The organism is Pseudomonas sp. ICMP 8385 (assembly GCF_002699915.1).
Taxonomy (GTDB): Bacteria; Pseudomonadota; Gammaproteobacteria; order Pseudomonadales; family Pseudomonadaceae; genus Aquipseudomonas; species Aquipseudomonas gessardii.
Genome location: NZ_LKBY01000102.1, coordinates 167210 through 181407 on the forward strand (window position 1 = coordinate 167210; position 14198 = coordinate 181407).

General features: G+C 61.5%; 15 protein-coding genes and 1 tRNA gene. 13 read left to right on the plus strand and 3 right to left on the minus strand.

Annotation, left to right across the window (positions count from 1 at the left end):
* Positions 1 to 340: 340 nt before the first annotated feature.
* From AO268_RS16390 to AO268_RS16410, 5 genes are all read left to right on the plus strand, one after another.
* Positions 341 to 1114, plus strand: coding sequence for an ABC transporter ATP-binding protein (locus AO268_RS16390; protein ID WP_029295861.1), 774 nt, complete (start codon positions 341 to 343; stop codon positions 1112 to 1114).
* Between the two features lie 13 nt (positions 1115 to 1127).
* Positions 1128 to 1877, plus strand: a complete 750-nt coding sequence (locus AO268_RS16395) for an ABC transporter substrate-binding protein (protein WP_076961641.1) — start codon at positions 1128 to 1130, stop codon at positions 1875 to 1877.
* A 75-nt stretch (positions 1878 to 1952) separates the two neighbouring features.
* A complete protein-coding gene (locus tag AO268_RS16400) occupies positions 1953 to 2648 on the plus strand; it encodes an ABC transporter permease (protein ID WP_076961640.1) in 696 nt (231 codons plus the stop codon).
* A gap of 38 nt (positions 2649 to 2686) precedes the next feature.
* Positions 2687 to 3376, plus strand: coding sequence for an ABC transporter permease (locus tag AO268_RS16405; protein ID WP_076961781.1), 690 nt, complete (start codon positions 2687 to 2689; stop codon positions 3374 to 3376).
* Complete coding sequence (locus tag AO268_RS16410) at positions 3357 to 4571, plus strand: methyltransferase (protein ID WP_076961639.1); 1215 nt, start codon at positions 3357 to 3359, stop codon at positions 4569 to 4571. The genes AO268_RS16405 and AO268_RS16410 overlap by 20 nt, the downstream gene beginning before the upstream one ends.
* A 242-nt stretch (positions 4572 to 4813) precedes the next feature.
* Here the strand turns inward: AO268_RS16410 and bcsQ are convergent, their stop codons facing one another.
* Positions 4814 to 5653 carry a cellulose biosynthesis protein BcsQ gene (gene bcsQ / locus AO268_RS16415; RefSeq protein WP_099169356.1) on the minus strand — a complete coding sequence of 280 codons (840 nt, stop codon included), beginning with the start codon at positions 5651 to 5653 and terminating at the stop codon, positions 4814 to 4816.
* A gap of 498 nt (positions 5654 to 6151) precedes the next feature.
* Here bcsQ and AO268_RS16425 point away from each other — a divergent pair.
* Positions 6152 to 6227: transfer RNA gene (locus AO268_RS16425), tRNA-Thr, on the plus strand.
* A 967-nt stretch (positions 6228 to 7194) separates the two neighbouring features.
* On the opposite strand, the gene AO268_RS16430 is transcribed toward AO268_RS16425, so the two are convergent.
* Entirely contained in the window at positions 7195 to 8256 is a 1062-nt protein-coding gene (locus tag AO268_RS16430; RefSeq protein WP_099169260.1) for a phage portal protein, read from the minus strand.
* Positions 8256 to 10007 (minus strand): terminase ATPase subunit family protein, encoded by a 1752-nt coding sequence (locus tag AO268_RS16435; RefSeq protein WP_099169261.1) that lies wholly within the window; start codon positions 10005 to 10007, stop codon positions 8256 to 8258. The genes AO268_RS16430 and AO268_RS16435 overlap by 1 nt, the downstream gene beginning before the upstream one ends.
* Before the next feature lie 154 nt (positions 10008 to 10161).
* On the opposite strand from AO268_RS16435, the gene AO268_RS16440 reads away from it, so the two are divergent.
* The 7 genes from AO268_RS16440 (at position 10162) to AO268_RS16470 (ending at position 14099) form a co-directional block, all read left to right on the plus strand.
* Positions 10162 to 11022: a GPO family capsid scaffolding protein gene (locus tag AO268_RS16440; RefSeq protein ID WP_099169262.1), complete on the plus strand. Its 861-nt coding sequence runs from the start codon at positions 10162 to 10164 to the stop codon at positions 11020 to 11022.
* A 32-nt stretch (positions 11023 to 11054) separates the two neighbouring features.
* Positions 11055 to 12125 (plus strand): phage major capsid protein, P2 family, encoded by a 1071-nt coding sequence (locus AO268_RS16445; protein WP_099169263.1) that lies wholly within the window; start codon positions 11055 to 11057, stop codon positions 12123 to 12125.
* Between the two features lie 3 nt (positions 12126 to 12128).
* Positions 12129 to 12830: a phage terminase small subunit gene (gene gpM / locus AO268_RS16450; RefSeq protein ID WP_099169264.1), complete on the plus strand. Its 702-nt coding sequence runs from the start codon at positions 12129 to 12131 to the stop codon at positions 12828 to 12830.
* 105 nt (positions 12831 to 12935) lie between these two features.
* The gene (locus AO268_RS16455; protein WP_099169265.1) at positions 12936 to 13232 is read left to right on the plus strand and encodes a hypothetical protein; all 297 of its coding nucleotides are present in this window, start codon (positions 12936 to 12938) and stop codon (positions 13230 to 13232) included.
* A complete protein-coding gene (locus tag AO268_RS16460) occupies positions 13229 to 13693 on the plus strand; it encodes a head completion/stabilization protein (RefSeq protein WP_010213925.1) in 465 nt (154 codons plus the stop codon). The genes AO268_RS16455 and AO268_RS16460 overlap by 4 nt, the downstream gene beginning before the upstream one ends.
* On the plus strand, positions 13693 to 13890 hold the full coding sequence (locus tag AO268_RS16465; protein WP_099169266.1) for a DUF7415 domain-containing protein: 198 nt from the start codon (positions 13693 to 13695) through the stop codon (positions 13888 to 13890). Before AO268_RS16460 ends, AO268_RS16465 begins: the two co-directional genes overlap by 1 nt.
* Positions 13890 to 14099 (plus strand): tail protein X, encoded by a 210-nt coding sequence (locus tag AO268_RS16470; RefSeq protein WP_010213927.1) that lies wholly within the window; start codon positions 13890 to 13892, stop codon positions 14097 to 14099. Before AO268_RS16465 ends, AO268_RS16470 begins: the two co-directional genes overlap by 1 nt.
* Positions 14100 to 14198 lie beyond the last annotated feature (99 nt).

Below are 14198 nucleotides of genomic sequence, written 5' to 3' on the forward strand. Positions count from 1 at the left end.
TCCAGAACCAATGGGCCCACCAAAAACCCACACAGAAAGTATGTGACACCCAATTAAAGGGCCCATAGGCACCGTTTACCCGTTTAACCCTTCCAACACCCGGCCAAAGCTGGCAACATCGCGCCCTTTTTTACGCGACTGCCATGGGTTTATCGGTTAAAACGGCTGTTCGGTTGTTGATGGCGCGACACGCTGCTGTGCCGATGCGACAACCTGTCACACACTGTCTGTTTAACGCCCGTGGCGCTGTTGGCTGTCATCCGAACGCTATGCTAGCTTGGCGCCACGCCAGGAAGGCGACCCAACAGCAGGAACGCAATGCACACAATGAGGACCGCTCATGGCTTTGGCCGCGCCCGCGCTTGAAATCCGCAACTTGCATAAACGCTATGGTGAGCTGGAGGTGCTCAAAGGCATCTCGCTGACCGCTCGCGACGGCGATGTGATCTCGATCCTGGGCTCCTCCGGTTCCGGCAAATCCACGTTCCTGCGCTGCATCAACCTGCTGGAAAACCCGCACCAGGGCCAGATCCTGGTGGCCGGCGAAGAACTCAAGCTCAAAGCCGCGAAAAACGGCGAGCTGATGGCCGCCGACGGCAAGCAGATCAACCGCCTGCGCAGCGAAATCGGCTTTGTGTTCCAGAACTTCAACCTCTGGCCACATATGAGCATCCTCGACAACATCATCGAGGCCCCACGCCGCGTGCTCGGCCAGAGCAAGGCCGAAGCCATCGAAGTGGCCGAGGCCCTGCTGGCCAAGGTCGGTATTGGCGACAAGCGCCACGCCTACCCGGCGCAATTGTCCGGCGGCCAGCAACAACGCGCCGCCATCGCCCGCACCCTGGCGATGCAACCCAAAGTCATTCTGTTCGATGAGCCCACTTCGGCACTTGACCCGGAAATGGTTCAGGAAGTACTTAATGTGATCCGCGCGCTGGCCGAAGAAGGCCGCACCATGCTGCTGGTCACCCACGAAATGGGCTTTGCCCGCCAAGTGTCCAGCGAAGTGGTGTTCCTCCACCAGGGGCTGGTCGAAGAGCAAGGATCGCCACAGCAGGTGTTTGAGAACCCGCTTTCGGCGCGCTGCAAACAATTCATGTCCAGCAACCGCTAACGGAGCAACATGCATGCAGAACTATAAAAAATTCCTCCTGGCCGCCGCCGTTTCCATGGCGTTCAGCGCCACGGCCATGGCCGAGACTTTGAAAATGGGGATCGAGGCGGCCTACCCGCCCTTCAACAATAAAGACGCCAGTGGCAACGTGGTCGGCTTCGACAAAGACATCGGCGACGCCCTGTGCGCCAAGATGAAAGTCGAATGCAGCGTAGTCACTTCCGACTGGGATGGCATCATCCCGGCCCTGAACGCCAAGAAGTTCGACTTCCTGGTGTCGTCGCTGTCGATCACCGACGAGCGCAAGCAGGCCGTTGACTTCACCGACCCGTACTACTCCAACAAGCTGCAGTTCATCGCGGCCAAGTCCATCAAGGACTTCAAGACCGACGCCGACTACCTCAAAGGCAAGATCATCGGGGCGCAGCGCGCGACACTGGCCGGGACCTACCTGGAAGACAAACTGCCAGACACCACCGCCAAGCTCTATGACACCCAGGAAAACGCCTACCTCGACCTGACGTCCGGCCGCCTGGACGGGATGCTCGCCGACAAGTACGTGCAATACGAGTGGCTCAAGAGCAAAGACGGTTCGGCCTACGAGTTCAAGGGCGATCCGGTTGTAGAAAGCGACAAGATCGGCATCGCCGTGCGCAAAGGCGACCCACTGCGCGAGCGCCTGAACAAGGCCCTGGCGGAAATCAAGGCCGACGGCACCTACAAGAAGATCAACGACAAGTACTTCCCTTTCAGCATCGAATGATCCTGACTGGCCAGACCGGCGCGCTCGCTTGAGCGCGCCGGCTTTTCGCAATGCCTTGCGCGATATGAAAAAACCATGAATTTCGATCTCTACGGATTCGGCCCCGCACTCGCTGCCGGCGCGCTGATGACCGTCAAACTGGCACTCACGGCGTTATGCCTGGGGCTGGTGCTCGGCCTGGCCGGCGCCTTGGCCAAGACTTCCCCGTACAAGTTCCTGCAATGGCTTGGCGGCGCTTACTCGACCATTGTCCGCGGCATTCCCGAACTGCTGTGGGTGCTGCTGATCTATTTCGGCACGGTCAATATGATGCGGGCCCTGGGGGAGTTTTTCGGTAACCCCGACCTGTCGCTCAGCGCCTTCGCCGCCGGGGTGATTGCCCTGGGCCTGTGCTTTGGCGCCTACGCCACCGAGGTGTTCCGTGGCGCGATCCTGGCGATCCCCAAGGGCCACCGTGAAGCGGGCATTGCCCTGGGCCTGTCTAAGCTGCGCATCTTCACCCGGTTGATCATGCCGCAGATGTGGCGCATCGCCCTGCCGGGCCTGGGCAACCTGTTCATGATCCTGATGAAGGACACCGCGTTGGTCTCGGTGATCGGCCTGGAAGAAATCATGCGCCACGCGCAAATCGGCGTGACCGTTACCAAGCAGCCCTTCACCTTCTTCATGGTCGCGGCCTTTATGTACCTGGGCCTCACCGTCCTGGCCATGGCCGGCATGTACTTCCTGGAAAAACGCGCCGCTCGCGGCTTTGCGAGGAGCACGCAATGAACGGCGACTACAGCTGGCTGGCGCATTTCGACCTGGGCCTGAACTGGGCCGTGATCATCAAGTGGCTGCCACGACTGGCCCAGGGCGCGACCCTGACCCTGGAACTGGTGGCCATCGCGGTGATCGCCGGGCTACTGCTGGCGATCCCCCTGGGCATCGCCCGTTCTTCGCGCCGGTGGTACGTGCGCACCCTGCCTTACTGCTACATTTTCTTCTTCCGTGGCACACCGTTGCTGGTGCAGCTGTTTTTGGTCTACTACGGCCTGGCGCAGTTCGACGCCGTGCGCGAAAGCGCCCTGTGGCCCTATCTGCGGGACCCGTTCTGGTGCGCCACCGTCACCATGACCCTGCACACCGCCGCCTACATCGCCGAGATCCTGCGCGGCGCGATCCAGGCCATCCCGCCCGGTGAGATCGAAGCGGCGCGGGCGCTGGGCATGTCCAAGCCCAAGGCGCTGTTCTACATCATCCTGCCGCGTGCCGCGCGCATCGGCCTGCCGGCCTACAGCAACGAAGTGATCCTGATGCTCAAGGCCAGCGCCCTGGCCAGTACCGTGACCCTGCTGGAATTGACCGGCATGGCCCGCACCATCATTGCCCGCACTTACCTGCCGGTAGAGATCTTCTTTGCCGCCGGCATGTTCTACCTGCTGATGGCCTATGTGCTGGTGCGCGGCTTCAAGCTGCTGGAACGCTGGTTGCGGGTCGATGCCTGCCAAGGACGCTGACAGCGGATTGACGGGCGAGCGACTGTTGGCCCGTTTTCTCGCACTGGATGCGTTCCTCACCGAACATCAAGGGCTGTGGCGACCACGCCCCTTCACCCACCTGCAATTACCCTGGGAAGCCCAGCATCCAGCGCTGGCCCAATGGCTGCGCCGGCGCTCGCTGGCACAGGCCGAAAGCAGCCATAACCTGCCCACTGCCCTACAGGCGCCGGCGCCGTTTCCGCAATGGGCGGAGCTGGCCGCGCGCCTGAGTGCTGTGGATAAGTTACCGTCGGGCGTGCTGCATGCGCCGTCGTCGCGCCTGAATGTGGATGTACCGGGCCGCAAATGGCAGCAAATCGAGGCGTTTGGCAGCGCACTGCAGTTTGCCGAGCGCCCGACCCATTGGCTCGACTGGTGCGCCGGTAAAGGCCACCTCGGCCGTCGGCTGCTGCAACCGGGGCAACACCTGACCTGTCTGGAGTACGACCCGGCACTGATCGCTGCTGGTCAGGCCTTGAGCGCGCACCACCACTTGCCCGCCACCCACCGCTGGCAAGACGTGATGGCGGATGTAGCGATCAATCCCGAACACACGCCTGTGGCCCTGCACGCCTGTGGCGACCTGCACGTACGCCTGCTGCAATTGGCCAGCGCCGCCGGCTGCAAACACCTGGCCGTGGCGCCCTGCTGCTACAACCGCATCGCCGGCGAGCAATACCAGGCGCTGTCGGCCGCGGCCCGCGCTTCGGCGCTGCGCTTGTCACGGGAGGACCTTGGCTTGCCCCTGAGCGAAACCGTCACCGCTGGCGCCCGGGTGCGCCTGCAACGCGACACCTCCATGGCCCGGCGCCTGGGCTTCGATCAGTTACAACGGCAATTGCGTGGGCGCGATGAGTACCTGCCCACGCCTTCGCTGCCCAGCGAATGGCTGCACCGCTCCTTCGCAGACTACTGCCAGCACCTGGCGACGCTCAAAGGGTTATCCACAGGTGCGCAGGATTGGGCAGCCCTGGAACAGCATGGCTGGCAACGTCTGGCCCATGTACGAAACCTGGAACTGGTGCGTAGCTTGTTTCGTCGCCCGCTGGAAGTGTGGCTGGTTCTGGATCGGGCATTGTTCCTGCAAGAAAACGGTTACAAGGCTCAAGTGGGCCGCTTCTGCGAAACAGCCCTGACCCCGCGCAACCTGATGGTGCTCGCCGAGCGCGATTAAAGGGCAAGGCGCCCTGTGGATAACTCTGTTGATGAATTTCTGTAGGACGCCGTAGAGGCGGGCGCTACAGAGGAAAATGCTGACTGATCATTTTTTGTTCACAAAATAAAACGCACGCAAAACAGGCAGTTGCAGCGTAATGAGAACAGCTCCACAAAATGACGGTTTCAGCACCTGTCCGAGCAACAGATTGTGCATAAGCATCTGCAGACAACCGTATAAGACGTCGCCCAGGGCGCGATTCAAGCGCCATTCAGTCGCTGGCACAGCCCGTGGATATCCTCACAGGCCATGCTCACGGCCCCGCAGTCCAGCGGGTCATCGGCAAAAGCCAGCGCCTCACTGATCAATGGGTCGCGATGGATCACATCCATGCCATCTTCCCCAAGGCGCCGCTTGAATGCGTCCAACATATCCAGGCTGAAGGCACTGCCCTCATCCAGTTGGTTGACGAGTACGTGACAGCGCAGTGCCGATGGCCGCGCAAGGTACGGCGCCAGCAACCGCTGCATCGGCTCCAGGGCACTCAGCGATGCGGCGTCCGCCAGGGCAACGATGACGACGGTATTGGCGACATTCAACGCCTGGTGCAGGTACACGTTATTACCGGCCGGAGTGTCGATAATGACGCTGTGCTGCTCACTCAAGCCCAGGTGCGACAAATGCTGCGCCAGCCAATCCGGGTCCTGTTTGAGCCAGCGCTGCAAGTCTTCCTGCTGTTGCCTGTCGGTCTCGCCAAAGACCAGCACCCGACAGCCGCAGAAACCGGGCTGGGCGAGATGATCCCACGCTTGATTGCCCAGGCTGGCGCGACCGATGCCCAAGGCGTCGTGGGGCAGGCCAAAGTGTAGGTGCAGGGCATTTTGCGGGTCCAGCTCCAGGACCGTCACCGGGCGCCCCAGGCGTTGCAAGCCACTGCCCAAGGCCGTCGCCAGGGTACTGCGACCCACTCCGCCATTGACCGACGCCAACACCACCACCTGCGCTCGGCAGGCCGGCATAACGGTAGGCTGGGGTTGTTCAGCGGGGGAAGAGGCAGCGTCGATGGGGGTATCTTCAAAAAACTGCAGTGTCGACATCATCGGGCGATCATGACTGGCCGTCTTTTTTGCAAAAACCTCGTCGTCCTGGCTCACAGCCCATCCTCCCTTGTCACGGCACCTCTTGCAGAGCATGGGTGCACTTGTTGTTCAAGCAGTGTGTGACAGGATGTGGGGAGTGTCATTATTTTGCTGTTTTTTATCTCACTCAATTCGACGAGCGGACATTCGTCAAATTAATGACTTTTTATGTACGCCCACTGCTCGGCAACCTGCCCGGCACTGGACGCACTGACCCGCGCCAGGTCGACGGGATACTCCACCCCCGGTGCGACCCATTCCGGCTTGAGATTGTCCGGCTCACTGTCAAGGCCCCTGATGACCAACCACGCTCAAACCCTGGCCTCAAGGCGGCACTCATCATCCGTTGCGAAACCGCTGAAGCCCGCGACCGGCCGTGGAAAAATCGCACGCTGAAAAATAGTCAGAATTCAGGGGTTTACAGAACCTTTCCAATCGCTATAATCGTCGCCCTAACACGCCGGTATAGCTCAGTTGGTAGAGCAACTGACTTGTAATCAGTAGGTCCCGGGTTCGACTCCTGGTGCCGGCACCATTTAAAACAAGGGCTTGCAGCGATGCAGGCCCTTCGTTTATTCGCTACACGTACCAACGCACGTACCAAGCCTCCCCGCTTTACCTTCATTCGCACTAAGCGACATGAACGTGCACAAGAAAACCTTAGAACGCGCGCATACGCACACGCCTCAGACTGGATGATTTTTTCAGGTAGTGGGGGGTGCGCAAAAAGAGTAATTTCTGTAACCCATGCCGGGAAAGAGGCGCAACGCCTTGAACTGCAAAGGTTTTCCGGCAGCGGCCAAAGGTAACTATCTAGTAACTAAAAGGTAATCTGATTACTCTTTATTAAGGTGATATTGAGGCCACAAAAAAGCCTTATAAATCAGCACCTTATAAAAAATTACCTTTTTGATTACTCCTAAGTTACCTCTGTTTGTAATGTCAGAACCCACGGACGGCGCGGCCTCCAGGGTCGGTTTGCTCGCAGGTTGCTGAAATTACTCTTTCAGAAAATCGCCCCCGACCACCCCCTCGAAGCTGGATGCACCCCATACCCCGTAAATGCCCCTCCAGTGCAGGGAATCGCAGGTTTTTGCCTCGCCTCATACCCTGCCTCCAGCCCGCTGCCTTGGCCGCGCTGGGTGGTCTGCAGGGGCGCAGAAAATGCGCCACGTTTAGCCCGCGGGCGTGGCGGGGGGACGAGCGCGCGCGCCGGGTGAAAACCGGGGTCGGCAGCAGCCCCAGGCCGGGCCCCCAAGCCACAGGCCAGCGCCCTCGACCAGCCACGCGCCCGCAGCGTCGCGCCACCTGCTGGCCGCTCGTCGTCTGCCTCGCTGGAAGCCCCGGAAATACTGGCCCGCAGCCCCCGTAACGCTGGCTTGAAGTGCCTGGAAGTGGTAGTGTTAACTGGGGTTTTTCATGTTTAAGAAGCCGCAAACTTCCGCGCGTGGAGCCCAAAAAAAAGCCGCCTCAAGGGCGGCTTTTTCGTGTGCGATCGACAGTCAGTTGACCGCGGCAGGCAGCTCATACGGGTTGAACCGCACCACCTCTTCTCCAAGCCAATCATTGATCTGCGCCAGTCGAGCCTGAACCGGCTCCAGCTCGTTGAGCGCCCACACCTGGGCGGCGTCCCGGATCGACCCGAACCCGCCCGCGTTCTGCGGCACGATACCCATGAGCTGGGGCGGGATGCGCAGCGCCGCCAGCAGATCGTCGCGGCTGATGTTCTTGATCGAGGCGAAGTCGTCCTTGGCCGCCACCTCGCTGATCGGGATCAGCTGCATACCATCCTTCTTGCCGCCCGGGGCGTACATGAACAGGTTGCGGAAGTTGCCGGGCCCCTTGCTGCTCTTCATCGCGTCGCGCAGGTTAGTGACGAAATCCTCGTTCTGCGCCGCGTCGGTCATGTACAGGATGAACCCCGCGTGCGAGCCGTTCTGGTAATACTTGCGGCGGAATAGCGTGGCCGACTCGTTGAGCAGCGCGCTCTGCAGGGATGCCAGCCACTCCGGCAGGCCGTAGACCTCCTGGTTGATATCCGCCTCACGCAGGTGGCAGACGCTACCAGTCTTGAACTCGTGCTCGTCCTTCCATCCGCGCACCTGGTAGTAGGTCACCAGGTCGGTACCGCGTCGCATGTACTTCGCCAAGCACGGTTTCAGGCCAAGCGCCTGGCGCAGCATGTTGTCGCGCTTCTCCAGGTACAGATTGCCGCACCACCCCCAGTCCATGACTATCTGCTCGAACGCCGCACGGCTCAGCAACCGATGAGGGATAAAGGTGCGCGCCAGTGCGTTGCGCTTGAAGTTGAGCCCAGACTGCAGATAAACGCTCGCCTTCGTCGAGCGGGCCAGGCCGTCCAGGGATACTGGCGGCTCATACCACCGGCCATTGGCCCAGCACTCCAGATAGTCGAGGATTTCCCGACCATCGAGCACCGGCACCGGATCGCCGAAGGTGAAGGCCATCGACTGGCCACCCTGATCCTTGACCAGCAGCTCGCCTTCTCGCGCCTGGGTAGTTGCCGCCAGGTCCTGGCTGCGGCGGTTGCGATTCTTGCTCATCAGTAGATCTCCATGATGCCGGTGTTGGCCGCTGTCCGGCCCTCCAGCGGCTCGTTGTGCAATGCGTGAAAGAGCGCCCATGCCAGATCGGCGTGGCCGGTGCTGTCGTTGCGGCCCGCGACATAGGTGAACTGGCGTCCGCCTGGGGTGATGGTCTTGCGGATGGCCATGAGCGACTGTGCGATGTCGATCCAGCCGGCATCGAATTCAAGGCGACCCTTGCTGATCACGTCCCACGCCTTCATCACCAGGCGGGTCTTGACTTCGGGGTTGTAGGAAAACGTCTTCAGCGCCGGGAAGAACTGGCGCACCAACTGAGCAACGGCGCTACCGATGCCCGTTGTGTCGATCCCGATATAGGCCACGTTGTAGCGGCGGGTAACCTGCCGGATCGTTTCGGCCTGCGCGGAGAAGTCCATGCCCCGGAACTGGTGGCGCTCCAGTACACGGAACTTGCCACCAGCCACCAGCGGCGGTCCCACAACCACCAGGCCGGCAGAGTCGCCGCTCTCGGCGGGATCGTACCCAACCCAGACGGGCCGCTCGCCGAAGGGCCGCATCGCAAAGGGGCTGTAGTCTGGCCAATCCCAGCTTTCCACCATGCACGGCTGCAGCATCGACAGCGGGAAGATGCTCTGCCCGTCATCGACAAATTGGCACATCAGCAAGTTCTGGAAGGCCGCCGCGTCGTATTCCTCACGCAGTTCGTCCAGGTCAAACAGGTCGCAGCCGCGTGCCTCCGCATCGAGGATGGTGACAATCTGGCGCCAGATGCGGTCCTCGCAGTACCGGCCCTGCTGCAGCGCCTCGTGACTCACATCCAGCTGGATATGCTGGGCCGTTGGCTTGCCCTTGTTGAAGCGCTCGCCCGTCCAGTAGTTGTAGGCAGGGTGCGCCATGCTGCTGGGCGTCGAGAAGTAGGTCTTACGCCACTTCTTGTGCAGAGCCATACCCGAGGCCACTTTGTTGATCTCGGCGAAGCCATGAACCCAGAAAAACTCGTCGAAATAGAAGTTTCCGCTGCGCCCCTGCGCCGTGCGGTAGTTGGTTCCCAGGAAGTGCAGCTCGGCGTTGTTCCACAGGACAATGGGGTCGCCACTCAGCTTTACCCCCAGCACTTCGTTGAGGAAGGACTGCATGTAGGTCTTGAACTGGTGCGCCTGCGCCTTGCTGGCCGACAGAAAAATCTGGTTGCGGCCCGTGGTGATAGCGTCGATCAGCGCCTCGCGGGCGAAGTAGAACGTCGCGCCTATCTGCCGGCTCTTCAGGATCATGCGGGTGCGCATGTTCCCCGCGCGGTGCCAGTCAAGCTGATAGTCGAAACAGCTGTCGCGGAACGCCTCGACCAGTGTCTCGATCTGCCCTTCGTCCAGCTCGTTGCGCTTGGGTGCCTTCTTGGCCCCCTCGTTTCGCTTGGCGATGTTCGGGTTGAGGTCCGTCTCGGTCCCGCCGTCCTGGTAACGCTGAATCCTGGCTTGCCGCTCCAACTGCCGATGTAACAGGTCGATTTCCTTGAAGTCACCGCCGGTCTTGCCGTCCTTGAGGATCAGTTGCACCAGACGCGCCTCCAGCGCCCCGCCGATCCGCTCAACGTTGTCCGCCCGGTCCCACTCGTCCCGTGTTTTCCAACTGTGCAGGGTCTTCTCTTTCTCGCTGAGATAATCGGCGATATCGGTGATGCGCCAGCCCGTCCAATACAGGAACTTGGCGTGGCGGCGCGGATCGGTGGTCGGCTGGGCGATTGCATTCATGACGCAGATGCTGCCGCTCACGCGCGCGAGCCCCTAACTCCGCGCCCTGTAGCGCGCCCCGCTACAAGCTCAGAGCGTTGCCGCGCGTTCCTCCACTGTCGACCATGCCCTCAACGCAACGGCAACCGCCGCCAACGCATCGAGGACAGCCCACATGGCCGCAAGCAACGCCCCCGCCCAGAAATTCCGCTCTAACTGGTTCCGTGTCGCCGTTGAAGGCGCCACCAGCGATAAGCGCAAGATCGAGCGCACTTGGCTGGAGCAAGCCGCCAAAAATTTCAGCCAGAACACCTATGGAGCCCGCGTATGGCTGGAACACTTCCGCAGCCTGCTACCGGACAGCCCTTTCAAAGCCTACGGCGACATCACGGCGGTCAAGACTGAAGAGGTTGAGATCGCCGGTCAGAAGAAGCTCGCCCTCTTCGCCCAGATCGAACCAACCCCTGAGCTGGTGGCCATGAACAAGGCCAAGCAGAAGATTTATACCTCCATCGAAATCGACGAGAGCTTCGCCGACAGCGGCGAGGCCTACATCGTCGGCCTGGCCGTGACCGATTCGCCAGCAAGCCTGGGTACCGACGTGCTCGCATTCTCTGCGCAGAAGCCAGACGCCAGCCCATTCAAGGATCGCCACTACTCCGCGACCTCGATGTTCACCGAGGCCCTGGAGGCTGAAATCAAATTCGAGGAAGTCGCAGAAACGGAAAACAAGGCCTTGGGCCTGTTTAACCGGGTCATGGATGCCCTCGGCAAGAGCAAGGACAAGTCTGTCAAGGATGACGCCCAATTCTCCGAGCTGACGGAAGCCGTTGAGGCGCTCGCCAACCACGCCAAGGACCAGGGCAAAGCCTTCACCACCGAGCAGACCAAACTCAACACTCTGCAAACCGCCCACGAAAAACTGGCCGGCGAATTCGCTGACCTGCTCAAGCGCCTGGGTGACACCGAAGACCACAGCCAGCATCAACGCCCGCCAGCCACCGGCGGTGACGGCAAAGTGCTGACCACGTTCTGACACCACCCAGCCCGCATCCCGGAGAACAACTAATGCGTAACGTAACCCGCCTCGCCTTCACCGCCCTGGCCGCGCAGATCGCTCTGCTCAATGGCGTCGCCAGTGCAACCGAGAAATTCAACGTCGCCCCCAGCGTTCAGCAGACGCTGGAAACTGCCATGCAGGAATCCAGCGCCTTCCTCAAGGCCATCAACCTGATCGGCGTCAACGATCAGACAGGCGAAGCCCTGCTCGCCGGGGTCAATGGTCCCATCGCCAGCCGCACCAATACTGCAGCGGGCAACCGCCGCAACCCGGCCGACGTTTCCGACCTGACCAAGGACGTGTACGCCTGCAAGCAAACCAACTTCGACACGGCGTTCCCCTACGCGCTACTCGACGCCTGGGCCAAGTTCCCTGACTTCCAGGTACGCCTGACCAACGCCATCATCGAGCGCCAGTCCCTCGACCGCATCATGATCGGCTTCAACGGTACCAGTGCGGCATTGGCTACCGACCGCGCTAACAACCCCCTGCTGCAAGACGTCAACAAAGGCTGGCTGCAGAAGATCCGGGAAGGCGCCGCGGATCACGTTATGGACGAGGGCGCCGTCGCTGGCAAAGTTACCGTAGGCGGCACCAAAGTGATCAAGGTGGCCGGCGTCGACACCGGAATCAGTGGCGACTACCAGACCCTCGACGGCCTGGTGTTCGACGCCATCCAGATGCTCGCCCCGTGGCACCGCAGCCGTCCCGACCTGGTGGTACTGGTCAGCCGCGACCTGATGCACGAGAAGCTGCTCAAGGCCGTGGAAAAAGGCGCAGCCGCCAACCAGGAAGAGAACGCCGCACAGGAAATCGTCAGCCGCGCCCGTCTCGGCGGCCTGCCAGTGGTCGATGCCCCGTTTTTCCCGGAGGGAACCGTGCTGGTCACCTTCCTCAAGAACCTCTCCATCTACTGGCAGGAAGACGCCCGCCGACGCCACCTGAAAGACGAACCGGAGTACGACCGCATTGCTGACTACCAGTCCAGCAATGACGCCTACGTCATCGAGGACTTCGAGGCGGTTGCCCTGGTGGAGAACGTCGAGGCCATGACCTACCCAGCCCCGACTGAGGCATAAGCCATGGCCCTGACCCTTGCCCAAAGCACACAACTGCGCAAGCGTGCCGCCCAGGAGGCGGCGCGCACCGCGCCCGCCGCGCTTATGGATGGCCTCACCAGCTACGAGCTTATGCTCGCCAAGCTCCAGCAGGATCAACTGCGTCTCAAACAGGTCCAGTCACAACAGAACAAGGCGAAGGTCAAGGCCGAGTTGCTCCCGGAATACGTGCCCTACGTCGACGGTATCCTTGCCGCCGGCCAGGGCGCCCAGGACGACGTGCTGGTCACCATCATGGTCTGGCGCTTCGACGCGGGCGACTACGCCGGCGGTCTGGACATCGCCGAGTACGTCATCCGCCATAACCTGCAGACACCTAACCGCTTCAACCGCACCACTGGCTGCCTGGTGGCCGAGGAAGTGGCAGAAGCCGCTCTGACGGTTCAAAAAGCAGGCGGCGTATTCCCGCACGACATCCTGACCCGCACTGCTGTGCTCACCGCGGACCAGGACATGCCGGACGAAGCTCGCGCCAAACTCACCCTCGCCTTGGGCCGTTCCACGCTGGTCGGCCTAAACGAGAACAACCCCGGTCAACCCGGCCAGATTCAGGCCGGCATTGACCTACTGAAAAGCGCCATCCAGCAGCACAACAGCTGCGGCGGCAAGAAAGACCTGGAGCGCGCTGAGCGCCTCCTCAAGAAACACGCTGGCCCCGCCAGCTAAACGAGCGGTCCCCCGCAACCCCGGCGGCTCGGGGTTGATCAGCAGGTTAACTCCTTGGCCTCGCTGTGATACCCCGACCACCGCCGACTTATTCAAGGCCTGAGCATGAGCGGATTTGCAGACCAGTACCTGTGCACCTTCCGGCTGACACCTGCAGAGGCGGCACTACGTCAGGCAGCTGAGCGCTATGTGAGCGAGGCAGAAGCCTACGACCGAACGGTCTGTACCGGCCCTATCGGCAAGGACGGCATCCTACCGGCTACCCCGCGCGAGCGCGCCCAGATAAATCGAAACGCTAATTTCCTGCTGACAAGGATTGCCGGCGAGCATGCCCACCTGTTCAGCCGTAGTGAGCTGCTGCGCGAAATTGGCCGAGTAGATCGGCTGGGAGCGCCTGCATGAGCGGATTCATTGCGGGCGGCGACACCAGCGCCGCCTACCCGATCAGCAACGCGGACTTCTGGCCGGAGATCGACGGCCAGCAACTGCGCGCCGCCATGCGTATTGACTCCAGTGTCACCGACGACCGTCTCGAGGTGGCCACCGTCAATGCCATGATCGAGGCCAACCGCGAGCTCGCCACCTACCGCGCCGCCCGCCAGGCCGAAGGCCATGCCACCCTGGCCGAAGTGCCGGCCGAGCAGATCAAGGGCAAAAGCCAGCTGCTGCACCTCTACTGCCGCGTCATCTACTGCGGCGCCCTGGCCGAGCTGATCGAGCGCTACAACAGCTTCGACGCAACCAACAGCGGCGAGCAGAAGGTCACTGAGGAAGAGAGCAGCCCCGACCAACTGCGCCGCGACGCCCGCAAGGCCCTGCGCACCATCCTCGGCATCAGCCACGCCACCGTGGAGCTGCTCTGATGAACAAGCCGAAAGTCATCGACTGGAACGAAATTTCCCGCCTCGGTCTGCTGGAGCGAATCAACCGAGAAATCATGCACCCGCTGGGATACGCCGTTTGCCGTGAAGTCGAATCCGGCCGCTCTCCAGGTGCGCTCGTCTCCGAGGACGGCCCCTGGGTCTATCCCGACCAAGTCCAACAACAGGGGGGCGACTGATGGCCACCGTCATCGCCGCCCAAGGCGACACCGTCGACAGCCTCTGCTGGCACTACTACGGCCGCACTGCGGGCGTCACCGAGGCCGTTCTCGACGCCAACCCAGGCCTCGCCGACCTCGGCCCGATCATCCCCCACGGCACCACCGTCATCCTGCCGGACGCAGCCCCTCAACCCGAACAGCGCCAAGTGGTGAACCTATGGGACTGATCTACCTCGCCGTCTACAAAAGCAAAGGCAAGCTCTTCAGCCGCCGGCCATTCGTGCCGCTCGCCAACTCTCTTCCACAGGACGCAAGGAATGTCACAG